The 23,906-nt window shown below is 70.6% G+C and carries 24 protein-coding genes, 1 tRNA gene and 1 pseudogene; 14 read left to right on the plus strand and 12 right to left on the minus strand.

The genetic code is table 11. The features are described 5' to 3' along the window. Positions 1–314 precede the first annotated feature (314 nt). From ABD691_RS08570 to ABD691_RS08585, 4 genes are all read left to right on the plus strand, one after another. A complete protein-coding gene (locus tag ABD691_RS08570; RefSeq protein ID WP_344678956.1) occupies positions 315–3,608 on the plus strand; it encodes a sensor histidine kinase in 3,294 nt (1,097 codons plus the stop codon). Between the two features lie 67 nt (positions 3,609–3,675). Then, positions 3,676–4,113 carry a roadblock/LC7 domain-containing protein gene (locus ABD691_RS08575; protein ID WP_344678957.1) on the plus strand — a complete coding sequence of 146 codons (438 nt, stop codon included), beginning with the start codon at positions 3,676–3,678 and terminating at the stop codon, positions 4,111–4,113. Positions 4,114–4,120: 7 nt separating this feature from the next. Beyond that, entirely contained in the window at positions 4,121–4,630 is a 510-nt protein-coding gene (locus tag ABD691_RS08580; protein ID WP_344678959.1) for a DUF742 domain-containing protein, read from the plus strand. Next, positions 4,611–5,237: a GTP-binding protein gene (locus ABD691_RS08585; RefSeq protein ID WP_344678960.1), complete on the plus strand. Its 627-nt coding sequence runs from the start codon at positions 4,611–4,613 to the stop codon at positions 5,235–5,237. Before ABD691_RS08580 ends, ABD691_RS08585 begins: the two co-directional genes overlap by 20 nt. Positions 5,238–5,297: 60 nt before the next feature. Here the strand turns inward: ABD691_RS08585 and ABD691_RS08590 are convergent, their stop codons facing one another. From ABD691_RS08590 to ABD691_RS08605, 4 genes are all read right to left on the minus strand, one after another. After that, the gene (locus ABD691_RS08590) at positions 5,298–5,915 is read right to left on the minus strand and encodes a GyrI-like domain-containing protein (RefSeq protein ID WP_344678961.1); all 618 of its coding nucleotides are present in this window, start codon (positions 5,913–5,915) and stop codon (positions 5,298–5,300) included. Positions 5,916–5,923: 8 nt separating this feature from the next. Then, on the minus strand, positions 5,924–6,733 hold the full coding sequence (locus ABD691_RS08595; protein WP_344678962.1) for an SAM-dependent methyltransferase: 810 nt from the start codon (positions 6,731–6,733) through the stop codon (positions 5,924–5,926). Between the two features lie 89 nt (positions 6,734–6,822). Next, positions 6,823–7,917 carry a winged helix DNA-binding domain-containing protein gene (locus ABD691_RS08600; RefSeq protein ID WP_344678963.1) on the minus strand — a complete coding sequence of 365 codons (1,095 nt, stop codon included), beginning with the start codon at positions 7,915–7,917 and terminating at the stop codon, positions 6,823–6,825. 9 nt (positions 7,918–7,926) lie between these two features. Next, the gene (locus tag ABD691_RS08605) at positions 7,927–8,292 is read right to left on the minus strand and encodes an ArsR/SmtB family transcription factor (protein ID WP_344678964.1); all 366 of its coding nucleotides are present in this window, start codon (positions 8,290–8,292) and stop codon (positions 7,927–7,929) included. A gap of 84 nt (positions 8,293–8,376) precedes the next feature. Here ABD691_RS08605 and ABD691_RS08610 point away from each other — a divergent pair, with 84 nt between their 5' ends. The 3 genes from ABD691_RS08610 to dprE2 are packed head-to-tail and all read left to right on the plus strand — an operon-like array spanning position 8,377 to position 11,000. Continuing rightward, positions 8,377–9,441 (plus strand): Gfo/Idh/MocA family protein, encoded by a 1,065-nt coding sequence (locus ABD691_RS08610; RefSeq protein WP_344678966.1) that lies wholly within the window; start codon positions 8,377–8,379, stop codon positions 9,439–9,441. A 19-nt stretch (positions 9,442–9,460) separates the two neighbouring features. After that, positions 9,461–10,231: an HpcH/HpaI aldolase family protein gene (locus ABD691_RS08615; protein WP_344678967.1), complete on the plus strand. Its 771-nt coding sequence runs from the start codon at positions 9,461–9,463 to the stop codon at positions 10,229–10,231. Between the two features lie 25 nt (positions 10,232–10,256). Continuing rightward, positions 10,257–11,000, plus strand: a complete 744-nt coding sequence (gene dprE2 / locus ABD691_RS08620) for a decaprenylphospho-beta-D-erythro-pentofuranosid-2-ulose 2-reductase (protein WP_344678968.1) — start codon at positions 10,257–10,259, stop codon at positions 10,998–11,000. A gap of 5 nt (positions 11,001–11,005) precedes the next feature. Here dprE2 and ABD691_RS08625 read toward each other — a convergent pair whose 3' ends face one another. Next, on the minus strand, positions 11,006–11,728 hold the full coding sequence (locus tag ABD691_RS08625; protein WP_344678969.1) for a helix-turn-helix domain-containing protein: 723 nt from the start codon (positions 11,726–11,728) through the stop codon (positions 11,006–11,008). Positions 11,729–11,945: 217 nt separating this feature from the next. On the opposite strand from ABD691_RS08625, the gene ABD691_RS08630 reads away from it, so the two are divergent. The 3 genes and pseudogenes from ABD691_RS08630 (at position 11,946) to ABD691_RS08640 (ending at position 13,938) form a co-directional block, all read left to right on the plus strand. Further along, a complete protein-coding gene (locus tag ABD691_RS08630; protein ID WP_344678970.1) occupies positions 11,946–12,476 on the plus strand; it encodes a carboxypeptidase in 531 nt (176 codons plus the stop codon). Between the two features lie 2 nt (positions 12,477–12,478). After that, positions 12,479–13,204, plus strand: coding sequence for a GH25 family lysozyme (locus ABD691_RS08635; RefSeq protein WP_344678971.1), 726 nt, complete (start codon positions 12,479–12,481; stop codon positions 13,202–13,204). 84 nt (positions 13,205–13,288) lie between these two features. Beyond that, a pseudogene (locus tag ABD691_RS08640) lies at positions 13,289–13,938 on the plus strand (peptidylprolyl isomerase). Between the two features lie 23 nt (positions 13,939–13,961). Here ABD691_RS08640 and ABD691_RS08645 read toward each other — a convergent pair. Both ABD691_RS08645 and ABD691_RS08650 read right to left on the minus strand, forming a co-directional pair. Further along, entirely contained in the window at positions 13,962–14,258 is a 297-nt protein-coding gene (locus tag ABD691_RS08645) for a hypothetical protein (RefSeq protein WP_344678972.1), read from the minus strand. Between the two features lie 49 nt (positions 14,259–14,307). Continuing rightward, on the minus strand, positions 14,308–15,264 hold the full coding sequence (locus ABD691_RS08650) for a helix-turn-helix transcriptional regulator (protein WP_344678973.1): 957 nt from the start codon (positions 15,262–15,264) through the stop codon (positions 14,308–14,310). Positions 15,265–15,479: 215 nt separating this feature from the next. On the opposite strand from ABD691_RS08650, the gene ABD691_RS08655 reads away from it, so the two are divergent. Continuing rightward, positions 15,480–16,109, plus strand: coding sequence for a C39 family peptidase (locus ABD691_RS08655; RefSeq protein WP_344678974.1), 630 nt, complete (start codon positions 15,480–15,482; stop codon positions 16,107–16,109). Between the two features lie 30 nt (positions 16,110–16,139). Here the strand turns inward: ABD691_RS08655 and ABD691_RS08660 are convergent, their stop codons facing one another. Beyond that, on the minus strand, positions 16,140–16,625 hold the full coding sequence (locus tag ABD691_RS08660; protein WP_344678975.1) for a Pycsar system effector family protein: 486 nt from the start codon (positions 16,623–16,625) through the stop codon (positions 16,140–16,142). 66 nt (positions 16,626–16,691) lie between these two features. Between ABD691_RS08660 and ABD691_RS08665 the strand changes: the two genes are divergently transcribed. Together ABD691_RS08665 and ABD691_RS08670 are read left to right on the plus strand one after the other, a co-directional pair. Continuing rightward, complete coding sequence (locus ABD691_RS08665) at positions 16,692–17,207, plus strand: GNAT family N-acetyltransferase (RefSeq protein ID WP_344678976.1); 516 nt, start codon at positions 16,692–16,694, stop codon at positions 17,205–17,207. A 222-nt stretch (positions 17,208–17,429) separates the two neighbouring features. Beyond that, the gene (locus tag ABD691_RS08670; RefSeq protein ID WP_344678977.1) at positions 17,430–17,981 is read left to right on the plus strand and encodes an SMI1/KNR4 family protein; all 552 of its coding nucleotides are present in this window, start codon (positions 17,430–17,432) and stop codon (positions 17,979–17,981) included. Positions 17,982–18,119: 138 nt separating this feature from the next. Here ABD691_RS08670 and ABD691_RS08675 read toward each other — a convergent pair. Next, positions 18,120–18,192 (minus strand) — tRNA-Arg (locus ABD691_RS08675). A gap of 145 nt (positions 18,193–18,337) precedes the next feature. Between ABD691_RS08675 and ABD691_RS08680 the strand changes: the two genes are divergently transcribed. Continuing rightward, complete coding sequence (locus ABD691_RS08680) at positions 18,338–20,359, plus strand: NB-ARC domain-containing protein (protein ID WP_344678978.1); 2,022 nt, start codon at positions 18,338–18,340, stop codon at positions 20,357–20,359. Here ABD691_RS08680 and ABD691_RS08685 read toward each other — a convergent pair. The 3 genes from ABD691_RS08685 to bluB form a co-directional block, all read right to left on the minus strand. Further along, entirely contained in the window at positions 20,343–21,479 is a 1,137-nt protein-coding gene (locus ABD691_RS08685; RefSeq protein WP_344678979.1) for a hypothetical protein, read from the minus strand. The two genes, ABD691_RS08680 and ABD691_RS08685, sit on opposite strands and share 17 nt — an antisense overlap. A 163-nt stretch (positions 21,480–21,642) precedes the next feature. Then, positions 21,643–23,127 (minus strand): GGDEF domain-containing protein, encoded by a 1,485-nt coding sequence (locus ABD691_RS08690; RefSeq protein WP_425565029.1) that lies wholly within the window; start codon positions 23,125–23,127, stop codon positions 21,643–21,645. Between the two features lie 94 nt (positions 23,128–23,221). Beyond that, positions 23,222–23,902, minus strand: a complete 681-nt coding sequence (gene bluB, locus ABD691_RS08695) for a 5,6-dimethylbenzimidazole synthase (RefSeq protein WP_344678981.1) — start codon at positions 23,900–23,902, stop codon at positions 23,222–23,224. Between the last annotated feature and the right edge of the window lie 4 nt (positions 23,903–23,906).

A 23,906-nucleotide genomic window follows, 5' to 3' on the forward strand; every position in this document is an offset into this window, starting at 1 on the left:
CTTATAGTGCTTGGGCACTGAAAGCCAGTCACCCCGGCGTGCGGCTCCTCGGTTCGATGTCCGGCGTGCGGAAACCGTCGCTCGCGGCGATCCGGTAACGCTGAGTATCGATTGAACCTGCACCGGTAAGGTGCGGTTCCGCAAGGGGCTTTGCGGTGGCGGTGCTGGTTTTCCGTCAAGCCCCCGACCGCTCCAGACGACGATTGCGGGATCGCACGCATGCGCCGTTCTCCCACGCCTCGCCCGCCCGCGCGGCTCCACCCCCGCCCTGAGCAGCACCGCAGCCGCGGCGCTTCGACAGGAGGGTGCTCGTGATGGCGTCCGGTGGTGCCGGCAGGTTCGCCGCCGCCACCGAGTGGCGGAACTGGTCGCTGACGACGAAGCTGGCCGCCGTCGTGCTGGTGCCGGTGATCTTCGCGATCACGCTCGGTGTCGGGCAGATCCGCTGGCAGGTCGGGCAGGCCGACGAGTACGACCGGGTCGGCAAGGTGGTCGACGCGGTCGACCGCATCGAGCCGCTGATCCTCAGCGCGCAGGAGGAGCGCACCAACGCGGTGGAGTTCCTGACCGGCTCGGCCGGACCCGAGGTCCTCGACCGGCAGGCCGCGGTGGTCGACTCGGCCGCGCAGGCGACGCACGAGGTGATGGCCGACCGGGACGCCTACAGCGAAGTCGTCCAGGAGCGCTACGCCGAGCTGCGAACCCAGCTCGACCAGCTCGCCGGCCTCCGCGCGCAGGTGCGGGCCAAGCAGCTCCCCCCGCCCGCGGCGATCGACGGCTACAGCAGGCTGGTGACCGCGGTGCTGTCCCTGGACCTCGCGCTGACCAGCACCGTCGCCGACCGCAACCTCTCCAGCACCTCCGCGGCAATGCAGGACATGGTGGTCCTGATGGAGGAGGTCCGGCTCCAGCAGGCGTGGGTGCTCACCGGCCTGGTCGACGGCGAGATCCGCCAGCCCGCGGTGGACGCCCTGCTCGGCTCCCGCGCCCGGCTGCTGAACAAGATCACCGAAGCCCGCGCCACGGTCGCCACGCACTGGCAGCAGCGGCTCGACCAGACGTTGAGCGCCCCGGCGATCCGCGACCGCAACATGATGCTGCAGGCGATCCTGGTCGAGAGCACCGACGACAAGGCCAGCGGCAGCTACTCGGTCTCGCACGACCAGTGGAACTCGCGCACCGACGAGGTCATCACGCTGATCGACGACGGTCACGACGACCTGGCCGCCGAGATCCGCGGCATCGCCTTCAAGCTGGAGGACGACGCCAGCAACGCCGCCGGTTGGGACTCGGTGCTGCTGCTGTCGGCGCTGATCCTGGCCGCGGCGGTCATCATCACCTTCGCCCGCCAGCTGCTCGGCTCGCTGCGCGAGCTGCGGCGCGGCGCCCTCGACTCGGCGCACCGCGGGCTTCCCGAGGTGGTGTCCGGAATCCGGCAGGGCCGCCAGGTCGCCGACGAGCTGCCGCCGGTGCGGGTCGACACCGAGGAGGAGGTCGGGCAGGTCGCCAGGGCCTTCGACGAGGTGAACCGGCAGGCGATCCGGCTGGCCGTCGAGCAGGCGTCGCTGCGGCGCGGTTACTCCGAGGCGTTCGTCAGCGTCTCGCGGCGGAGCCAGAGCCTGCTGGAGCGCCAGTTGCGGCTGTTCGAGGAGCTGGAGAAAGACGAGGAGGACCCGGACCAGCTGGCCCGCCTGTTCCAGCTCGACCACCTCGCGACCCGGATGCGCCGCAACAACGAGAACCTGATGGTGCTGTCCGGTTCGGACCTGGCGCGCCGCTTCTACCAGCCCACCGACCTCGCCGACGTGCTGCGCGCCGCGGTGTCGGAGATCGAGCAGTACCCGCGGGTCGTCGTGCAGCCGCCGCCCGCGGTGAAGCTGGTCGGTCACGCCGCCAGCGACCTGGTGCGGCTGGTGGCCGAACTCCTGGACAACGCGGCGAACTTCTCCTCGCCGGACACCTCGGTGACGGTGTCGAGCTACCAGCCGGGCGATGGTTCGGTCGTGCTCGACGTCCTCGACGAGGGCATCGGCATGGGCGACCGGGACCTCGCCGCCGCCAACGAGCGGCTGGCGCGGGTCGACGAGGACGACCTGGCGACCTCGCGGCGGATGGGCCTGTTCGTCGTCGGTCGGCTCGCGGTGCGCCACGGCATCCGGGTGGAACTGCACGGCGGCCCGGACGTCGAGGGCGTCCGCGCGACCGCGGTGATCCCGGCCGAGCACGTGGCTTCCGCCGAGACCCCGAAGACCCCGCCGCCACCGGCCTTGGGCGGGCAGCGCAACGGCAGCTCGCACCACGACGTTCCGAACGCGGTGCCGATCCCCGAGCAGTCGGCGGGCGAGCACTCCGGCCCGATCGATTCGGGCTCGGCGCTGCCCCGGCGCGAGTCGACCGGCGGGTACGAGATCGGCTCGTTGCCGAAGCGGGAGCCGGCCGCCGGGCTGGGCTCCGGGGATGCGCTGCCCAGGCGGGAACCCGCGCTGGGTTCCGAGGACGCCTTGCCGAAGCGGGAACCCGCGGCCGGGCTGGGTTCCGGTGACGAGCTGCCGAGGCGGGAACCGGCCGCCGGGCTCGGATCCGGCGACGAGCTGCCGAAGCGGGAACCCGCGGCCGGGCTTGGATCCGGTGGCGAGCTGCCGAAGCGGACCGCGCGGCAGAGCTTCGACTCGGGGCCGCAGCCCGCGATGTCGGACGCCGCGGCGCTGTTCGAGCCCTCCTCGCCGGACCCCCAATCGCTCTCGGAACCCCATTCGTTCTCCGAACCCCAGTCGCTGTCCGAACCGCAGCCGTTCACGCCGGACCCGCAGCCGTTCCCGGAACAGCCCGCCGAGCAGACGGCGAACCTGTTCAGCCCGGTGCTCGGGGAGTCCGCGCTGGACATCCCGCAGCAGCCGCGCACGGTGTCACCGGACTTCCCACCGGCGTGGCCCGAACGGCCCGAGCCGGAGACCGCCGCCGAGCCGTCGGTCTTCGAGGACGTCTCCACCCAGTGGTTCCAGCCCGCGGACCCCGAGGCGCTGGCGCAGACCGGCCAGCACGACTTCGCCTGGCCGGACCCGGAGGCGGATCCGCTCGGCGGCGGAACTCCCGGGGACGCCGGAACCGAGGAGCCCGACGACGCCGGGCTGCCCGGCTCGTCCGGCTACGCCGAGTTGGCCGGGGAGGCAGGCATGAGCGAGGAACCCGCACCCCTCACCGCGTCCGGGCTGCCCCAGCGGACCCCGCGCGATTCCGCGGCGCGCAGCGCGACCGACGTGAGCCGCGAGTTCTCGGAGCGCTACAACGGCGTCCGGTTCGGGCAGTCCGAACCCGACGACGCTCAGGAAGAACCGGACACCAGCGGGCAGGACGCGTGGAACTTCGCCGCCGACGACGCCCGCCGGGCGGCGGAGGCCGCGGCGTCCTCGCAGCCCACCTCGTTCACCGAAGCCGGGCTCCCGCGCCGCACCCCGAAGGCGCAGCTGGCCCCCGGAAGCATCGCCGCCGGCCCGGAAGACGACGGCGGCGGACTGTTCGAGCGCAACGCGGACGAACTCCGCAGTCGCCTGGCCGACTTCCAGAGCGGTGCCCGCCGGGGTCGGCACCGCGCGCCCGACGAGGGCTGACGGAGGTCACCATGACAGCGATCCCCACCGCGCACCATGATCACCTCGGCGACAATCAGGAGGTTGCATGACTGCCCAGGAGACGATTTCCCGCAGGTTCGGCTGGCTGGTCACCGACTTCACCGAACGCGTGGCCGGCGTGGCGCACGCGATCGTCGTGTCCGCCGATGGCCTGCTGCTGACCGCGTCCGCGAAGCTGCCCAGGGACCGGGCGGACCAGCTGGCCGCGGTGGCGTCCGGTCTGCTGAGCCTCACCCAGGGTTCGGCGAAGTGCTTCGAGGCGGGCCGGGTCATCCAGACCATCGTCGAGATGCAGCGCGGCACCCTGCTGCAGATGGGCATCAGCGACGGGTCTTGCCTGACCGTGCTTGCCGCACCGCAGTGCGACATGGGGCTGATCGCCTACGAGATGACCATGCTCGTGGAACGCGTCGGCCAGATGCTCACCCCGGAGATCCGGTCGCAGCTGCAGGGCACGGGCGCGGTGACGGGCCAGTTGGTGTGAGGCGCAGATGAGCGAACGAAGACCTGATGACGACTCCTTCGCCGAGGTGCTCGACGGCTTCACCTTCACGGGGAAGCGGCGCAAGAAGCGCGGCGAGCAGCGTGCCGAACGCCAGGAGCCGGAGCAGGCACCCAGGCAGGAGGAGCCGGGACCGGTTGCCGAGGAGGAACCGGTCGAGCCCGCCGCGTCGAGCATCCGCTCCTACACCTGGACCGGTGGCCGGACCCGGTCCAACCACCAGCTGGAGCTGGAAACGCTGGTCTCGACCGGTGACGCCCACCAGCCGGACGCGGTGCTGCGGCTGGAGCACCAGTCCATCGCCGAGCTGTGCAGGCACCCCCGATCCGTCGCGGAGGTCGGCGCCCTGCTGTCCATCCCGATCGGGGTGGCCAGGGTGCTGCTCGCCGACATGGCCGACCTGGGGCTGATCACCGTTCACCAGACGGTGTCCGAAAGCGGTAGCGCACCACACCTGATGTTGATGGAAAGGGTATTGAGTGGACTCCGTCGGCTATAGAGCGCAGGGCGGCGCGGTGCCGCCGCAGGCGCAGTCGCCCCGAGGCACGACCTCGGCGAAGATCGTGGTCGCCGGTGGCTTCGGCGTCGGCAAGACGACCTTCGTGGGGTCGGTCTCCGAGATCGTGCCGCTGACCACCGAGGCGGTGATGACGGAGGCCAGCCGCGGGGTCGACGACCTGGCCGCGACGCCGAACAAGACGAGCACCACGGTCGCGATGGACTTCGGCCGGATCTCGCTGGACTCCGATCTGATCCTGTACCTGTTCGGCACGCCCGGGCAGCAGCGGTTCTGGTTCATGTGGGACGACCTGGTGCGCGGCGCCATCGGCGCGGTCGTGCTGGTCGACACCCGCAGGCTCGCGGACTCGTTCTCCGCGGTGGACTTCTTCGAGGACCGCGGTCTGCCGTACCTGATCGGCGTGAACTGCTTCGACGGGCAGCTGCTGCACTCGATCGAGCAGATCCGGGAGGCGATGGCCATCGGGCCGGACGTGCCGATCGGTCCGTGCGACGCGCGGGACAAGGAGTCGACCAAGCAGACGCTGATCGCGTTGGTCCAGCACGCGATGCGGTGGTGGACGCAGAAGCAGGCGCCGTTGCGCTGAGCGGCAACCGGGGTCGTGGGCGTTTGAGGGAGCGCTCACGACCTTGTGTTTTTGCCGGCCTCAGCCGGTTACGGGCTGGCGCAGGATCGTCCGAAGCTTCTCGGGCGCGACCTTGCGGAAGTCGCTGAGGTAGATCTCGTGGTGCTTGCCGGTCATCCGCAGGCCGTTGGCCGGGATGAACTCGTGGTGCATCCGCGCGAGGAGACCGGCTTCGTCGTCGTACGAACCGATGTGCAGCGCCTGCACGCACCGGCCTTCGGAAAGGGTTTCGAGCCGGACCTCGTCGAGCCTGGCGGGGCGGTTCTTCCTGCCCGCCTGCGCGCGTGCGGTTTCGAGCATCGCCGGGCCGATCCAGTCCGGCACCATGATCATCAACGTCCAGTCCCACCGGGACTTGTCGCGGCGCGCGGTGAAGAAGTCCATGTCCTCCGCCCACCACAGGCCCTCCAGCGGCATGACCACGTAGTCGCGGCCGAGTTCGTTCCTGCTCGCGAACTTGAGCTTGTACGCGACGGGGTAGAGGGCGGTGACCGCGTCGGAGAACGCCTCGGAGGTGTTCGGGTCGCCGTGCCCGTCGATCATGAGGTACTGCAGGTCCGGGACGTCCACGACGCGGAGCTCGTGATGTTTCGCCTGGTAGCAGTCGAGTTCCCGCTTGAAGTCCGGCTTCGTCGTCACACCCGGCTTCACTTCCGCGCCACGCCGCCGAGGAGGTTGTGCGCGCCGGTGCTCGGCGGGGTCAGCTGCGGGCCGTCGGGCCACCAGTCGAACAGGTAGCTCACGCCCGGCTCGATGAGTTCCAGGCCGCCGAACATGGCCTCGATCTCCGCGCGGGAGCGGTAGAAGCAGCTGCCCATCATCTGGTTGAAGCGGGCCTGCGACTCCGCCGCGAGCTTGGCGAGTTCGCTGCCGTCGTCGGGGTTGTACAGGTGCGAGATCGCCACGAACGAGCCCGGGGCGAGCGCGTCGATGTAGGTCCGCATGATCTCGGCCGGACCTTCTTCTTCCGTGACATGGTGCAGGGTGTTGCACTGGATCAGGCCGATCGGCCGGGAGAAGTCCAGGTTTCCCGCGACGATCGGGTCTTCCAGGAGTTCCGCCGGGTGGCGCAGGTCCCCGACCGCGAAGTGGGTGCGGTCGTTCTCCTCCAGCAGGGCGCGGCCGTGCGCGGCCACCGCCGGGTCGTTGTCGACGTAGACCACGTGCGCGTCGGGGTTGATGCGCTGCGCGGCCTGGTGGGTGTTCTCCGCCGTCGGAAGCCCGGATCCGAGGTCGAGGAACTGGTCGATCCCGCCCTGCGCGGCCATGAACCGCACCACCCGGATCAGCCACGCCCGGCACTGCTTGCCGACCTCGGCCGCCTCGGGCGCGAGTTCCAGGATCTTGCGGTAGACCTCGCGGTCGACCTCGAAGTTGTCCTTGCCACCCACGAACGCGTCGTAGACGCGCGCGATGCTGGGCGTGCTGGTGTCGATCTGCGGGATGGCATCAGACATCGCGAACCACTTTCTCGGCAGGACTGATCGCACACAGCGTAGGTGTCGGTGTTTACGGGGTAAACATGACGTTTGCTCCCCTCAGCCGGTCAGCCCGGTTCGCCGAACCGGACGTCGTGTTCGGTGGCCGACTCCTCGGCGAACGCCAGCAGCGCGCGGCCCTCCTCGGCGACCGCGGCGACGTCCCTGCGGGCCATCCGCTGGAACGGCACCACCGCGAGCACCGCGGTGTCGCCCTCCCTGGTGATCTCCCAGGTGCCGCGCAGGAACCCGTCGACCAGGAAGGTGCCGGGGAGCTGGCCGTTCTTCACCTCGAACAGCCGCTTGCGGTGCCGCTCGGTCATGATCCGGGTCCGGTCGGCGTGGGAGAGCAGGACGTTGTCGAACGGCGGCAGGAAACGCGGCGGTGCGGGCGTTTCCGGGTCCGGCAGCGGGCCGTCGGGCACGTCGAACAGCTCGCGGCCGTGCTCGTCGCGGAAGGTGCGCAGCTCCATCCCGCGCACGACCTCGCGCAGCCGGATCAGCCCCGACCAGGTCTGCACGTCGGCGACCGTCGCCGGACCGAAGGCCCGCAGGTAGCGCCGGATCATGTCCTCCAGCGACGGCACCGGGTCGAGCTGCCTGCCCAGCCAGGTCTCGGCGGTGGCGTAGGTCGGCTGGCCGCTCCTGCCCCAGACCGCGCGCGGCGGGATCTGCACCAGCGGCAGCAGGCTGCGGACCGCGTAGCCGAGGCAGGCCGGGTCCTCGTCCGGCCAGCGCTCGGCGAGCAGCGGGCGGAGCTGGCCGAGGGTGCGGGGTTTCTCGTCGAGCAGCTTCCGGCCGTAGGCGGCGATCTCGCGGTGGTCGACGCCGATGGGGTGGTTGCGGATCAGGTCGCGGTCGATCGGCGGCTGGACCAGCGGGCGCAGCCGCAGGCAGTCCTCGGCGGTGACCAGGTGGACCGTGCTGCGCATGAGCACGATGCGCACGGCGCTGCGGTCCAGCAGGCGGTCGGCGAGGTCGGCCGGGCGGAACCCGTCGAGCCGGGTCCACAGCCCGTAGTAGGGCGGCAGCGGGGCCTGCGCCTGCATGCCGACGAGGTGCGCGACGGCGTCGAGCACCGGTAGCGCCGAGCGCTCCAGGAGCAGCTGCCGGTGCAGCGTCGCGCGGTTCAGCTGTTGGGAATCGAGTACGTCGGCCGCCATGTTCCAAGATTACGGATCAGCACCGCCGGTTGCTTCCACAAGCACCCCGACGGCGCAGTCCGCGCCCTCCCGCAGGACCAGGTCCAGCAGCCCGGGGAAGCGCCGGTCCAGCTCCTCCCGCCGCAGGGCGTTGAGCCTGCGGGTGCCCTCGTCCCGCTGCCGGATCAGGCCGCACTCCCGCAGCGTGCGGAAGTGCCTGCTGAGCGCGGACTTGGCCACTGGCAGGTCGAACGTGCCGCACGCGACCTCGGGGTGCTCGCCGAGGGTGACGACGATGCTGCGCCGCACCGGATCGCCGAGCGCGGTCATGAGCGCGAACAGGTCGATCTGGTGCTCTTCCGGGTGCAGCAGCGGGGAGGACGTGCGACTGGCCATCGGCACATTATGCCGCACGATGTTCGCGCAGGCGCGAACATGTGGCTAGGCTGGTGATCAAGAACGGGGAAAGGAGCACCAACCATGAACGCACCGATCGGTGTGGGGATCATCGGCCTGAGCACCGCGGGCGGCTGGGCGGCCGAGGCCCACGTGCCCGCGCTCGCGGCGCTGGACGGCTACGAACTGCGCGCGCTCGCGGCGAGCAGCGCCGAGACGGCCAAGCGCGCGGGCGAGCACTTCGGCGTCGCGCACGGGACGGTCGACGAGCTGGTCAAGCGCGACGACGTCGACCTGGTGGCCGTGACCGTCAAGGTGCCGCACCACCGCGAGCTGGCGCTGGCCGCGCTGGCGGCCGGGAAGGCGGTGCTCTGCGAGTGGCCGCTGGGCAACGGTCTCGCCGAAGCCGAGGAGATGGCAGCGGCTGCCGAAGGCGCGCGGGCGTTCGTCGGGTTGCAGGCGCGTTCCACTCCGCAGGTCCGGTACCTGCGCGACCTGATCGCCGACGGCTACGTCGGCGAGGTGCTGTCCACCAGCATGATCGCCTCCGGGCGGCGCTGGGGCGGGACCTTCGAGCCCCGCGGCGAGTACCTGCTCGACCGCGCCAACGGCGCGACCATGCTGAGCATCCCGTTCGGCCACACCATCGACGCCCTGGCCATGGTGCTGGGCGAGTTCGCCGAGCTGAACTCGACGATCGCGGTCCGCCGCCCGGAGGTGCACGAGGTCGGGACCGGGCGGGCGGTGCCGATGACCGCCGAGGACCAGATCGCGGTCACCGGCGTCCTCGACGGCGGCGCCGTGGCGTCGGTGCACTACCGGGGCGGCCTGTCCCGGGGGACCGACTTCCACTGGGAGATCAACGGGACCGAAGGCGACATCATCGTCTCCGGCGGCAACGGGCACCTCCAGTTCGGCCAGGTGAACCTGCGCGGCGCCCGCGGCGCGGGTGAGCTGGCCGAACTCGCCGTGCCGGCGAGCTACCAGCTGGTCCCGCAGGTCGAGCCGACCAAGATGGCCTACACGGTCGCGCACGCCTACGCCCAGATCCGGGACGACATCGTCAACGGCACCTCGGAGGTGCCGGACTTCGCACACGCCGTGCACCGGCACCGGCTGCTGGAGCGCATCCGGCAGGCAGCGGGCTGATGCTGTGTGCTGAGGAGCCGTGGGTGAAACCGTGGGAGGCCGGATGACGAACGGGCTGCTCGACAGGACGACGCACGGCGGGTGGTGCATGCTGCCGGGGCCGGTGACCGCCGAGGTGATGGGCCGGTCCGGCTTCGACTGGGTGTGCATCGACACCCAGCACGGGTTGATCGGCTCCGACTCGGTGCCGTCGATGGTGCAGGCGCTGGCGCTCGCGGGTACGCCCGCGGTGGTGCGGGTGCCGTGGAACCAGCCGGGCGACATCATGAAGGCGCTCGACGCCGGTGCGGCGGGCGTGATCGTGCCGATGGTGCAGACCGCGCAGGAGGCCGAGCAGGCCGTGCGCGCGTGCCGGTACCCGCCGCTGGGCGAGCGCAGCTACGGGCCGATCGGTGCGGCCCTGCGCGATGACGGGTTCACCACGGCGAAGGCCAACGACGGCGTGATCTGCGCGGTGCAGATCGAAACCGGGTCCACGTTGGACGAGCTGGACGCGATCCTGTCGGTGCCCGGCATCGACCTCGCCTACGTCGGACCGGCCGACCTCGGGCTCTCGCTGGGCGTGGCGCCGACAGTGGACGCCGTCGAACCGGTGCACGTCGGGGCGATCGAGCGGATCGCGCTGGCGTGCCGGGAGCACGGGGTGCCCGCGGGGATCCACTGCTCGGGGCCGGAAGGCGCGCTGCGGTGGCAGGAGCTCGGGTTCCGGTTCCTGACGGTGGCCACCGACATCCGGCTGCTCCAGGTCGGCGCGCAGCGCGCCGTCGACGGGGTCAAGCGCGCCGGTTGAGCGGGCAGCAGGCAGACTCGGCGGCGTGAGCGGAACGGTTCTGGTCCTCGGGGGCCGCAGCGAAATCGGACTCGCCGTCGCCGAGCGCCTGGTCAGGCGCGGGCACGACACCGTGGTGCTGGCCGCGCGGCGCAGCGGCGACCTCGACGCGGAGTCCAAGCGGCTGCGCGAGGCCGGTGCGGAGCGGGTGGCGCGTGCGGAGTTCGACGCCGACGACGTGGCCAGCCACGCCGACGTGCTGGACGCGATCAGGCGCGAGCACGGCCCGATCGACGTCGTCGTCATCTCCTTCGGCATCCTCGGCGACCAGGACCGCGCCGAACGCGACGCCGAACACGCGCTCGCCGTGGTGCACACCGACTACGTCGCGCACGTCAGCATCCTGACCCACCTGGCGAACCTGCTGCGGGCGCAGGGAACCGGCGACCTCGTCGTGTTCTCGTCGGTCGCCGGGGTGCGGGTGCGGCGGGCGAACTACGTCTACGGCTCGGCGAAGGCCGGCCTGGACGGCTTCGCCAGCGGCCTGGCCGACGCATTGGTCGGGAGCGGGGTGCACCTGCTGCTGGTGCGGCCCGGGTTCGTCATCGGGCGGATGACCGAGGGCATGAGCCCGGCGCCGTGGTCGAGCACCCCGGACCAGGTCGCCGACGCGACCGTGCGGGCGCTGGTCCGGCGCCGCCGGGTGGTGTGGGTGCCGCCGGTGCTGCGCGCGGTGTTCGCCGTGATGCGCCTGGTGCCGCAGGCGATCTGGCGCCGCATGCCGCGCTAGCCAGATCAGCAGGTCGGCAGGTCCAGGGGTGGGTCCTCGCCGGGAACCTTGGGCAGATCGGTGTAGAGGTCCGGGATCCAGTACCCGTCGCTGAGCCGGTTCCACACCGCCGACCGCTGCCCGGTGGTCGGGTCCGACACCTCGCGGCGGTGCCGCGCCTGGCAGGTGATCGTCACGACCGTGCCCTCGTGGTAGGTCGCCTTGTCGGTGTCGCCGGGGATGTCGGGAGTGCGGAAGCGGAACACGCCGAGGTGCTGGTGGTACTGCTCCGACCAGGTGCCGACGATCTTCGCGCGCCAGATCCGCGGCTCGGGTTGCGCCCACAGCACGGTGAACCCGATCGTGCCGACCACCGCGACAGCGCCGAGGACCGCGCTGAGCACCAGTAGCGCGCGACGCCGGGTGGGCGGCGGTTCCGGAGGTTTGACCCGTTGCGCGCGCTGCTGCTCCTGGTACGCCTGCCGCGCCTGCTTGTAGCGGAAGTGCAGCTCGTCCGTCTGGACGCGTACGGTTGCGCCGCGCTGTTCGGCGAGTTCGACCAGCTTCGACGCCAGCAGCCACGCCTCCTCGACGACGCGTTCTCCGTTGAGGTAGCGGGAAAGCGTCGACGGCGACCACGGCACGTGCCCGGCGAGCTGCCGCAGCGACAGGCCGGTCGCCTCCGCCAGCTGCTGGAGCTGCTGCGCCCACTGCTGGATGTCGGGGTGCCGCTGTTCCGGATCTACCACCGCCACGTCCCCTGCCGCGTCCCCGGGAACAGCTGTCCCCGCAGGTGGAACGCCTGCGGTGTTCCCGATGTGTCCCCGATTCGCCGCCAAGGCTAGCGAGCCCGGTCGGTGCTGGAAAGACTCCGGTCGAGCACCGCGACGGGAACTCCGGACTCCACTGTGGACCGTCGCGGGCGGTTGTTCGTCCCGAGTTCACCAACCGACAGGAGAACGGTCAATGACCCGAAAGTCGACGGCCTTGTTCGCGGCGCTGGTCGCGTCGCTGGCCATCGCGACTCCCGCGGCGGCAGCGGCGCCGTCCCGCGCCGAGCTCGCGCGGAAGATCCTCGACGACGGCGGAATCACGTTGCTCAACAGCCACGTCGGCGGGCAGAACGATCCGGAGTCGACCGCGCGGCAGAACATCCGCGACACGGCCGCGGGCAAGGCCGCGCGGACCAGCCCGTGGAGCGACGTCGGGGTGACCGAGGTCCAGCTGTCCGCGGACCTGCTCAAGGGGATGGTCGCCATCGGCGCGGACTACGACTACCGCGTGACCACGATCGCCGGTGGCGACCACAGCTCGACCTCGTACCACTACGCGGGAACCGCCTTCGACGTCGACCAGATCGACGGCAGGGCGGTCAGCGCGAGCAACCCGAAGGTCGCCAAGATCAAGTCCGCGTGCGAGTCGGCGGGCGCGGTCGAGATCCTCGGGCCCGGCGACGCCGGCCACGACAGCCACGTCCACTGCGCCTGGAGGTCCTGAGCATGAGGAAGCAGTTACTGGGAAGGAACCTGCTGACGGCCGTGGCCGCCGCGGTCGCGGTGCTGGGCCTGACCACGGGTGCCGCGCAAGCCGACGCCCAGGCGCTCGGCATCGACGTTTCCAACCACAACGGCAAAGTCGACTTCGAGAAGGTCAAGAAGGACGGCCGGGACTTCGCGTTCGTCCTCGCCACCGACGGGCAGTCGTTCACCAGCGACCTGTTCGACAGCCAGTACAGCGGCGCGGGCAAGGCCGGTTTGTTCCGCGCCGGCTACCACTTCGCGCGGCCGGACGGGTCGGCGGCCAAGCAGGCGAGCCGATTCCTTGAGGTGGTGGGCTACCGCAACGACGGAAAGTCGCTGCCCCCGGTGCTCGACATGGAGGCCAACCCGAACGGCGCCACCTGCTACGGCCTCGACCACGGGCAGATGAAGGAGTGGATCTCGACGTTCGTCGGCGAGGTCAGGAAGCAGACCGGCCGCGAGGCGATCATCTACACCAGCCCGTCGTTCTGGAAGGAGTGCACGGGCAACAGCAAGGCGTTCGAGCGCAACCCGCTGTGGATCGCCGAGTGGGACGTGGACCAGCCGAGCAGGATCGGTGGCTGGCCGGAGTACACCTTCTGGCAGTACAGCGACTCCGGGAGCGTGGACGGCGTCAGCGGAGCCGTTGACGTCAACCGGTTCAACGGCGGCGTCGCCGACCTCGAACGCTTCGCCAAGGGCTGACCCGCTGCCGGGGCGCGGGATCCCGCGCCCCGGCACGTGCCGATGGGGGTACGCGAGGTGCGCGGGCGAGGTTAGGTTGTCCGGATGAGATCGCACTGGTCCGCCGGAATCCTGGCCGCTCTGCTCACGATCGCGACGGTGGGCGTGGCCCACGCTGACGCGCCGGAACCGAAGCCGCCCGTGGCGTGCGAGTTCATCCCGACTCCCGAGAATCCGGCAGCCCGCCCCGTCGTCCCGCCGTGGCCGGTGGCGCCGAGCGGGGGAACGGTCGAAGCGGAGATCGAGACCAACCACGGTGACGTCGTGGTCGAGCTCGACCGCGAGAACGCTCCGTGCGCGGTGCACAACCTCGTCCACCTCGCCCGCAGCGACTTCTACGACGAATCCCGTTGCTGGCGCCTGACGAACTCGGCGCGCCTCGGAGTGTTGCAGTGCGGCGACATCTTTTCGGTCGAGAAGGGCGGCCCCGGATACCGGTTCGCCGACGAGCTGACCGGGTCCGAGACCTACCCGCGCGGCACGATCGCGATGGGCAACCAGGGCCGGACACCAACGGCAGCCAGTTCTTCGTCGTGCACTCGCACGCGAACATCCCGCCCGCGTACACGGTTCTGGGCCGGGTCGTCGAGGGCATGGACGTGCTCGACGCCATCGTCGCCGGCGGCATCGTCGGCGGCGAGGACGGCGAACCCGCGCTACCGGTGGAGATCGAGGACGTCGAGATCGACGGCTGAGCGGGCGCTGTCCCTTCGGCGGGTCAACCGCAGGTGGAACACACCTTCGTCGCAACGCGCGAGCGGTCGGCTCCGGCATTGGCCTGAATGGCTTGACCGGTCTTGATCCGCTCCCAGGCGTTGGGCACGTCGCGGATCTCGCCCCACTCGTCGAAGCGTGACTCGGTGTTGTGCATACATCCGGGAACATGCGCTGTGCCGCTCGGGCTCACCAAGATCTGGTGGTGGGCCCGCGACGGCGCGGGCTGAGCGGGACGGGTGTGCGGGCACTGCCCAACCGGAAGTTCGCACAGTTCGCAGCGGACGACAGCGGAAGCCATGCGCTGATTATCCCGATTCCTTCGCTGGAATGGCCGCGTTTCCGCGCACTCACAGCAGCCCGCGCTTGGCGGCCTGCACCCCGGCCTGGAACCTCGTGCTGGCGCCGAGCTGGTCGAGCAGCGCAGCGATCCGCCGGACGACGGTGCGCCGGGACAGCTGCAACCGGCGGGCGATGGCGTCGTCGGTCGCGCCCGCGGCCATCAGCGTGATGATGGTCCGGTCCCGATCCGTCAGCAGCCCCTGCTTCCCCTTGCTGGAGACGGGGATTCCGAGTGTCCACAGTGTCTCGAAGACGCCGATGAGCGCGTTCAGCAGCCCGGAGGCGTGCACCAGCAGCGAGCCGTCCAGCCCGGCGCGGTCGGGGTCGGGCACCAGCAGCCCGGTGTGGTCGTCGCCGATCGTGAGCTTGACCGGCAGCTCGGACAGCACGCGGACGTTCTCGCCCAGCGCGGCCATCCGGGTCATGGCCGCGAACAGCCCCGGATCGTCGTACACGTCCTGGCTGTAGACCGTGCGGTAGCGCAGGCCAGCGGCCATCCGCCGCGCCTGGATGTCCTCCTGCGCCTGGAAGTGGTGCGGCTTGCTGTAGTAGGGCGGCCGGTCGAGCCAGCGGACCTGCTCGGTGGCCTGGTCCTGGAGCCGGGTGGTCAGCAGGATCAGGCGTTCCGGGTGCTCGACCGGCTCGACGTACCGGAACGTCCCCGCGCCGCCCAACGCCTGGTGGTAGAGGCGGTCGAGTTCGGCCCCCGCCTGCCACATCCGGGCGCGCCGGTCCTCCTCGGCGCGCAGCGCCACCGACATGACCCGGTCCGGCGGGGCGGCCTCCCACCGGTCGCCGACGCGCAGCACGAGGTCGAGATCGGCCAGCTCGTCGAGCACCTGCCGCAGGATCTCGGCGGTGATGCCGGTGTGGCGGGCCAGGGAGTCGGCGCGCGACCGCCCTCTTGTGGTGAGTGCGCGGTAGACCCGTCCGTGGTCGCTGTCGGCGGCGAGGACGTCGAGCACAGCACCCTCCCGGGCGGTCTGGACCGACCGAGCCTAGAACTCCTGGTCGAAAGAGGTCAACAAGGTGGCGCAGTTGCGCGATGGCCCAGGTGAGCCAGCCCGAGACCTGGCTTCCGCGACGACGGCGTTGCGATGATCTCGGTGATCGTCGGCGCCGGTTCCGAACTCGGCGAATTCCCGGTCACCGGCGCGAATTCGGATTCCAGGAGGCAGAGATGTCCGTGCGGAAGCTGGCGGCCTCGTCCGCCGTGCTCGCGGTCACCCTCACCGGAGCGTTGTTCGTCCCGCCCGCGCTTTCGGCGACTCCCGCGCCGACGGCCGCGGCGGTGCGCCCGGCGAGCGAACATGTGCTCCAGATCGACTACCAGGTGCAGGAGACGGGGTACTGGTGCGGCCCCGCGGCGACCAGGATCGCCCTGTCGGCGCGCGGGATCCAGCGCAGCCAGTCCGACCTGGCGGCCGAACTCGGCACGCACGAAGGCGGAACGGACCACATCGGCCAGGTCACGCGGGTCCTCAGCGCGCAGGTGGGCTGGTACGAGACCAAGGAAATGCCGAACGACCCGCCGTCCGAGGAGCAGAAGTCCCTGCTCTGGAACGACATCGTGCACGACATCGACAACGGCTACGCGGTCGTGGCGAACATCGTTGCCCCGCCGGGCAACCAGCCGCCCGGCTACCCGCCGGACCAGACGATCTACCACTACTTCACGGTCATCGGCTACGACGACGCGGCGGGGACGGTGCTGATCGCCGACCCGGCCTCGTTCAGCGGGAACCAGATCTACTGGCTGTCCTTCGACCAGCTGGCCAGCCTGATCCCGCCCAAGGGTTACAGCGCCTGACCCGGAGGGCGGGCCCCTCGCGGTCCGCCCTCACACCGCGGACGCGACCGCCGCCACCACCGCGACGAGCAGCGCGACGATCAGGAGCGTGGTCGCGGCCTGGAGCAGCCGGAACTTCTTCGTCCCGAGCCGAGCGACGACAAGCAGCCGCTCCCGGTGCCAGCGCAGCGGATCATCGGCGATGCGGTCGAAATGCCGCCGGAGTTCGGAGTCGGTCATCGAGCTGTAGGTGGTGAACCCGCTCTGCCGCAATCGTGGCCGCACGTTCCACAACAACAGCAACATGGCCACGGCGAGCAGCGCCAGCGCGGCCCAGAAGAGGACTGTCGCCACCACGGGCACCGAGGCCCGCGGCAGCACACCGAGCCCCACGGTGAGGATGGGACTGAACACGGCCAGCAGGATGCTGGTCTTGGTCTCGGTACGGGTGAGCGTCGAGTCCCCACGGGCCAGCTCGTCCTGCAGCAGCCCTTCCACCGTCTCCACGTCCGGGCCGCCGCCCGTCGATTCCGCCATGGCGGAATCATCGCGCATCCTCGGAGCGGTGTGGCTCCGTTCCCCTGGCGTGGATACGTTCGCGGGGTGAGCGCAGGACTTCGACTCAGACCGTTGCGAGGCGAGGACGAAGCTTCGTTCCTCGCCGCTCACAGAGCGATGGCAGCGGAGGGGGTCAACTTCGCCTTCGGCCTCGAGGCAGGTATGTCGTGGAGCGACTACCTCCAGACGCTGGAGGAATGGCGAGCTGGGATCAACCTGCCGACCGGCATGGTTCCCGCGACCTTCCTGGTAGCAGAGGTCGCCGGGGAGATCGTCGGCCGAACGTCCATCCGGCACACCCTCAACGACTTCCTGGCCCGCCTAGGAGGCCACATCGGCTACGCCGTCCTGGCAGAACATCGCCGACGCGGGTACGCGACCGAAATCCTCAGGCAGAGCATTGTCATCGCGCGAGCGCACGGGGTGGAACGAGTCCTGGTCACGTGCGACGAGGACAACATCGGCTCGATCACGGTGATCGAAGCCTGCGGCGGGCGGCTGGACACCCTCGTTCGCACCGAGCCGGGAGCCCCCGCGAAGCGCCGGTACTGGATCGACTGACTCCTGGTGCTCCCGACTCGCACTGCGAGCAGCGATGGTCCAGGGAGTGACCGGCACCCCTGCTGACACGGAACCGTCGTCGCCGGAGGGCGTACGAAGGGGATCAATGAGGTTCGGGGCATCGCTTTGTCACTAGGTGTGGTCGCGGACCCCGGCCTACGTTGCCATCGGTGGTCCGGCAGGTTCGGCTCTCATCGGACATCCGGTACGTAACCTGCGAACGTGACGACGGACGCAACTCCCGACGACCTGGCCCTGCCACCGGCATTCACCGAACTGCACGAGATCGGCATTCCCTGGGTATGGGACGACGATGAAGACACGCTGCTCTACGGCTGCGACTTCGAGTTCTACCCGCACTTCGCGGCTCCGGATCACACGGCCTGGTGGTTCCGCATGTGGACTGGCAATGAGGAGGTCGACGGAAGCGAGTTCCGATTCTTCGGCACGTCCGGGGCGGGCGACTATGCCGGATTCTGGCTCGTCCGAGACGACACACCGATCACCGGACAGCCCGTGGTTCTCCTGGGCTCCGAGGGGCAAATCGGGGTGATCGCCCGCGACCTCGGGGCTCTCCTGTGGGTGTTCGCCAACGGCTCCGGCCCGGTCGAAGCACTCGATGATCCGGACGAGAAGAGACCCCCGAACGAGACGTTCCACGCGATCGCAGAGCGGTACGCACCTGGACAAAGTCGCCCGACCGCCGAGATCGTCGCTGAGGCTCAACAAGAGTTCCCGGACTTCGAGGCGTACATCAACGCGATGTGCTGCTGAACGAAGCGTGCCTCGAACCGCATCGGAGCATTGTCCTCGGGGGCGGCGGGTCCGCTGCGTAATCGCACGCTAGTCGCACGACATGATGAAGGGGTGCGGGTCAGGAGCGGCCTGCACCCCTGCTGACCTGGCGTTATGCGCCCCCGGCAGGATTCGAACCTGCGACACCCGCTTTAGGAGAGCGGTGCTCTATCCCCTGAGCTACGAGGGCTTGGTCGCGTGCGACCCACCTCGGAGGGTACCGGGCGGCGGGACGGTTGCCGACACCCGGTCGCTTCTCGCGGACGGCGGTCACAGCGGGTGGGGCTCGCGTATCGTGAGGTGATCGTTACGGGCCGCGGGTTTGGGGGACGGTCGTGCACAACGAGAACCACGGGGACGTTCGGAACCTCGTCCAAGCCGGGGTCGCGCACGTGCACCTGCCGGACGGGCGGCGGACGCCCGGTGATCTTCCGACCTGGCAGCAGGTGCTGGTCGATCGGGTTTCGGAGCAGGCGCGGCTGATGGAGCTGTTGACCGGTGACGGCTCGGTGACCTGCGTGGGGATCAGCGGGACCAGCGGGGTCGGCAAGAGCGCGCTGGCGTTGTACTGCCTCAACCGGGTCGTCAAGCGGTTCGAGCACGGTCAGCTCTACTACGACTTCAACGCCCAGGGGCGGCCGGTCGGTCTCGTGGACGCGGTTCGGTACTGCCTGAAGTCGCTCGGTGGGCAGGTTCCGGTCGATCCGGGGGAGGCTGCCGCGCGGCTTCGGAGCGAGCTGAGCGAGCGTCGCGTCGTGGTCGTGCTCGACAACATCGCTGAGCTGGACGGGCTCCGGGAGCTGCGTCCGAGTACGGGCAGCCTGCTGCTGTTCACCACCCACCGCAACGTCGACGACCTGCGGTTCGACGGAGTGGAGCCGATCGCGCTGGACGTCTTCGACCTCGATTCCGGTGTCGAGCTGCTGGAGAAGCTGTGCCCGGACGGTCGGGTCGCGCGGGAGCCGGACGCCGCTCGTGAGCTCGTCGAGCTGTGCGGTTTCCTGCCGGTCGCGCTGCGGATCGTCGGCGGGATGCTGGTGAAGCGGAAGTCGCGGCGGTTGTCGGCGCTGGTGGCCGAACTCCGCAATGACGACGTCCGCCACGCCCGGATGCGGAATACGCTCAAGCACGTGGTGGAAGATCTTTCGCCCGGGGAACGGGATCTGTACCTGCTGCTCGGGCTGGTGCCCGGGCCGACGTTCTCCGCGCCCGCCGCAGCGGCGTTGGCCGATCTGCTGCCGCACGTCGCCGAGGAGCTGCTCGACGAACTCCGCACCAGCAACCTGCTGGAGGAGAACGATCGGGAGCAGTTCCGGTTCCACGACCTCGTTGGCCTGCACGCGAAGAAGCTTGCGGAAGCAGAGTTCTCGCACGACGCCGCCCGCGCGGCGCGGTTGCGGCTGGTGGAGTGGTACCGGACGCAGGGGGCGTTCGCCGATCGGGCGGTGACGGAGCCGTCGCGGCTGCGGGTGGGCGGGGACGACGACCTGGTCGCCGGCGCCAACCCGTTCGACAAGACCAGTGGGCTGGAGTGGCTTGAGAACGAGCGGCCGAACATCCTCGCGCTCGCTGAACTCTGCGCCGAATACCGTTGGGACGAAGCGGTGATCTCGTTCTGCGACGGTCCACTGTGGGCGCTGCACAACCATCACAAGAACTACCGGGACACCCTCGCGGCGTTGAAGTCGGGCGTCGGCGCAGCGGAGCGGGCGGGGGACCTGCGGGCCGAGGCGCGGATGCGCAGTCTTCGGGTGCAGTTGTGGACGGAGCTGGCCAGTTACGACGCCGCGCGTGATGAAGCCGCGCTGGCCGTCGCCGCGGCCGAGAGGTCCGGGAACCGCCGGATTCTGGCCTCTGCGCTGGAGTTCCAGGGCAAGCTCCACCTCGCCGAGGAGTCCTGGGACGACGCGATCGCGTTGTTCCGGCAGGCGCTCGCGCTCAACGAGGAGGTCGGCAGGCCGCGCGGCATGGCCATCCAGCACTACCTCATCGGCAAGGCGCTCAACGGGCGCGGTGATCACGAGGAGTCGTTCGCGCACCTCGACGTCGCCCTCGGGCTGCTGGCCGGATTTCCCGACGAGCGTCGGCTTCCCGGCCGGGTCCGCCTCGTCATCGCCAGCGGGCACCAGCAGCTCGGGTGGCACTCGGAGGCGGTCGAGCTGCTGCGCGAGGTCGTCGACCAGACCCGGGCCCGGAACGCCTCCTTCGAGCTCGCCGAAGCGTTGGAACTGCTCGGGATCTCGCTCGCCGAGACCGGCGACTCCGCCGCCTCCCGGGAGCACCTGACCGAAGCGCTCGACATCTACCGGCAGGCCGGGCACCCGGCCGCCGACCGCGTGCTCAGGCGTCTGGGCTGAAGACCTCGACGGGCTCCGCCCGCACCGGCCACCCCGGCAGCGGCAGCCCGATCGCGTCGTAGATCGCTTCGCGCAACCGCTCGGCGGACCGCCCGATCGGCGAGAACGCGTCGGACGCCAGCTCCTCGTGCCCGGCCACCGGCCGCGCCGCATCGACCTGCGCGCGCAGGTCCGCGGTCGGATCCAGCCAGGCCGCCCGGTCCGCGAGCCGGGCGGCCGGGGTGCCCGGCACGATCTCGTCGGTGCCGAACTCCGCCAGGAGGAAGGGAATTCCCAACGCCGCCGCGTAAAGGGCGAGCGAACCGTGGTCGGACACCACGACATCCGCCGCGACCAGCACCGCTCGCCAACCGCGATCCGGCGGCACGACGACCAGCCCGCGCGAACGCGCGTGCCGCGTCCACAGGTCGACCATGAAACGGCTGTGCTGCGCGGGGATGTTGGGATGCAGCACGAGCGCGACCTGGTAGTGGTCCGGCGGCAGCACCTCGACCAGCCGGGTCACGAGTTCGGCCTGCCGCCCGTAGGCGGACCGGTCACCCCAGGTCGAGCAGATCACGACCAGTTTGCGGTCGCCGGACCGGAGTCCGGAGCGGTAGTGGTCGCGCATCGGGATACTCGCGCGCAGGCGGTCGAAGCACGGGTCGCCGATCACCCGGGCGCGGTCGACGGCCTCCGGGCAGCCGGCCCGCAGCGCGTCGATCTGGTTGTGGTGCGAGAGTCCGATGATCTTCGGGACGATGCGGTTCTTGTGCACGAGCTGGGTGCGGGAAAGGCCGGAGATCTCGTCGGTGAATCCTTCGCCCGTGGCCCGTTTCTTGTGGTGCCCGGCGCCGTGCGGCATCGTCATGATCGGGATTCGCAGCTTGTGCAGGGCGCCGTTGCTGCTGGGGGAGATCGCCAGGTCGAAGTCCGCCGCCCTGATCTTGGACCACTTGACGACGCGCATGTGCTGGCGGTGCAGCAGCTCGGTCAGGTCGGCCGCGAACTCCGAGCCCTTGGCCACGGCGAAGCGGATCTCCAGCCGCACGTCGTCGGCCAGGGCCGGGAAGACGTCGTGCAGGCGGTCCAGCGCGGTCGGGGTGCGGACCACCGCCAGGATCCGGGCGGCGACGGGCACCGTGCCCCACCGGCCCATCCGGTTTCCGGTTTCCGGTTTCCGGTTTCCGGTTTCCGGTTTCCGGTTTCCGGTTTCCGGTTTCCGGTTTCCGGTTTCCGGTTTCCGGTTTCCGGTTTCATCTTACGTCGCCCCGTTTTCCGCTGCGGGCGTTCCGGAGAACCGGTCAACGCGAGTCCGTCCGGGAGATCGACGGCAGGTCGCCGCTGTCCTGGTCGATCTCCACCCGGTTGCGCCCCGCGCGCTTGGCCCGGTAGAGCGCGATGTCGGCGGCCGAGAACAGGTGGTCCAGTTCCGCTGGGCCCGCGGCGACTCCGATGCTGACCGTGGGCGGCTGCTTGGTCCGGCCCAGCACCAGCCGCCAGTCGTGCGCGTCCACCGCCGCGCGGATGCGTTCGGCGACCACCGGACCGGACTCGTCCGCGGAGTCGACCAGCAGGACCACGAACTCGTCCCCGGCCCACCGGCAGATCAGGTCGTCGGCGCGGCACTCCCGGCGCAGCAGGTGCGCGACCTCCTGCAGGGCCGCATCTCCCGCGGCGTGCCCGGCGCCGTCGTTGACGTCCTTGAACCAGTCGACGTCCACCAGCATCAGCCACGGGATCCGGCCCTGCGCCGCGGTCTGCTCCAGCAGCGCGGGCGCCCGCCGCTCCAGGCCGAGCCGGTTGGTCAGGCCGGTCAGCGGATCGCGCAGCGCCGCCTCCTGCGCCGCCATCGCCATCCGCTGCGCCTGCACCGCGACCCGGCGCTGCTCCAGCGCCTGGCCGAGCCCTTCCTGCAGCGTCTCCACCGCGAGCCGGGACGCGCTGACCGTGCGCCGCAGCGCCGCGGACTCGCCCACCGGGTCGGACAGCTCGTCGCAGATGGCGGCCAGGTCCAGCGAGAACTGCATCATCAGCTGCGTGTCCCGGATGGTCTCCGCCCGGTCGAGCGCGCGGCTGGCGTAGGTCCTGGCCTCCGGGAGCTCGTGCTGCTCGCGCCGGACGACCGCGAGCACCCAGTTGGCCACCGACGCGCTGAACAGGTCCTCGGCCGGCGTGCTCAGCCGCAGCGCCTCGGCGGCCAGCCGCTCCGCGGTCTCGTGCTCGCCGACCCCGGCGTGCGCCCGCGCACCGCCCGCGAGGGCCGAGCGGTACACCTGGCCGGGCCCGGTCAGCGCCCGGCTCTCCTCGAACAGCGCGCGGGCCAGCCGGAACTGCTCCTCCCGGGACTCGCTGCGCCGCGACACCGCGCGGAACACCAGCGCGTTGGCCTCCCGGCACAGGCACTGCGCGAGCGTGTCGTCGTCCCCGGCCGCACGCGCCACCTGCACCGCCAGCGCCATCAGCTCCAGCGCGGGCGCGCGGTGGCCGATCGTCTCCAGCAGGTGGCCCAGCATGCTGATGGTGTGCGCGGCGGCGATCCCGCTGGGGCGGTCGACGTCGAGCTCGGTCCAGCCCTCGGCGGCCAGCTCCAGCGCGAGCGGGATCCGGTCCAGCCGCCACGCCAGCGACGCGCGGTGCACCAGCACGGTCGCCCGGTCCCACTGGTCGGCGACCAGGTTCGGCCGGACCGCGGTGAGCTCGTCGAACGCGGCCCCGGCGGCCTCGAACCGGCCGGAGTCCAGCAGCAACCGCACCTGGCGGTCCTGCGCGGGCAGCCGGCCCGGCATCAGCGGATAGTCCTGCTGCACTGCGTCGTCCTCGCAGTCGCTCACCGGTAGTCGCGATGACTACTCATCGTTACCGATTCCGTGACGTATCAGGCTACCGGGTGAGGTCGTGCCGGTACGTCTCGTAATGCACCACCTTCTCCAGCGGAAGCCGGCGGCGCCAGCCGTGCCGTTCGAGATCGGGTGCGTCGGCCAGGCGGCGAACCGGGCCCAGGCACAACCATGCCACCGGTCGCACGCCGCTGGGAATGTCGAGCAGCCTGCGCAGGAACTCCTCGCGGTAGAAGCTCACCCAGCCCACGCCGAGCCCTTCGGCGGTCGCGGCCAGCCACAGGTTCTGGATCGCCAGGCAGACCGAGTACAGCCCGGCGTCGGTGATGGCGTGCCTGCCCAGCACCGCGGGCGAACCGCGCTCCGGGTCGTAGGTGACGGCCACCCCGAGCGAGGACTCGACGATGCCCTCGACCTTGATCTTGGAGAAGGTCTGCGCCCGCTCGCCGCTGAGCTGCGCGGCGAACACGCTGCGCTCGGCCAGCACGTGCTCGCGGAAGCCGCGGCGGGTCGCTTCGTCGCGCACCAGCACGAAGTCCCAGGGCTGGGACAGCCCCACGCTCGGCGCGCTGTGCGCGGCGGTGAGGACCCGGTGCAGGACCTGGTCGGGGATCTCGCCGCCGGTGAACTCCGAGCGCACGTCGCGGCGGCGCTCGATCACGTCGTAGAGATCGGCGGCGGGGGTGGAGGAGGGGAACTGAGGTACACGTCCGGCGGTGGTCATCGCA

The sequence above is a fragment of the Saccharopolyspora taberi genome, assembly GCF_039534165.1.
Lineage (GTDB): Bacteria > Actinomycetota > Actinomycetes > Mycobacteriales > Pseudonocardiaceae > Saccharopolyspora_D > Saccharopolyspora_D taberi.

Coding starts and splice junctions, on each gene's coding strand:
- ABD691_RS08570 (WP_344678956.1), top strand. CDS start 315: ATGGCGTCCGGTGGTGCCGGCAGGTTCGCCGCCGCCACCGAGTGGCGG.
- ABD691_RS08575 (WP_344678957.1), top strand. CDS start 3,676: ATGACTGCCCAGGAGACGATTTCCCGCAGGTTCGGCTGGCTGGTCACC.
- ABD691_RS08580 (WP_344678959.1), top strand. CDS start 4,121: ATGAGCGAACGAAGACCTGATGACGACTCCTTCGCCGAGGTGCTCGAC.
- ABD691_RS08595 (WP_344678962.1), bottom strand. CDS start 6,733: ATGTCTGATGCCATCCCGCAGATCGACACCAGCACGCCCAGCATCGCG.
- ABD691_RS08600 (WP_344678963.1), bottom strand. CDS start 7,917: ATGGCGGCCGACGTACTCGATTCCCAACAGCTGAACCGCGCGACGCTG.
- ABD691_RS08605 (WP_344678964.1), bottom strand. CDS start 8,292: ATGGCCAGTCGCACGTCCTCCCCGCTGCTGCACCCGGAAGAGCACCAG.
- ABD691_RS08610 (WP_344678966.1), top strand. CDS start 8,377: ATGAACGCACCGATCGGTGTGGGGATCATCGGCCTGAGCACCGCGGGC.
- ABD691_RS08630 (WP_344678970.1), top strand. CDS start 11,946: ATGACCCGAAAGTCGACGGCCTTGTTCGCGGCGCTGGTCGCGTCGCTG.
- ABD691_RS08635 (WP_344678971.1), top strand. CDS start 12,479: ATGAGGAAGCAGTTACTGGGAAGGAACCTGCTGACGGCCGTGGCCGCC.
- ABD691_RS08645 (WP_344678972.1), bottom strand. CDS start 14,258: ATGGCTTCCGCTGTCGTCCGCTGCGAACTGTGCGAACTTCCGGTTGGG.
- ABD691_RS08655 (WP_344678974.1), top strand. CDS start 15,480: ATGTCCGTGCGGAAGCTGGCGGCCTCGTCCGCCGTGCTCGCGGTCACC.
- ABD691_RS08660 (WP_344678975.1), bottom strand. CDS start 16,625: ATGGCGGAATCGACGGGCGGCGGCCCGGACGTGGAGACGGTGGAAGGG.
- ABD691_RS08690 (WP_425565029.1), bottom strand. CDS start 23,127: ATGCCGGGCCGGCTGCCCGCGCAGGACCGCCAGGTGCGGTTGCTGCTG.
- bluB (WP_344678981.1), bottom strand. CDS start 23,902: ATGACCACCGCCGGACGTGTACCTCAGTTCCCCTCCTCCACCCCCGCC.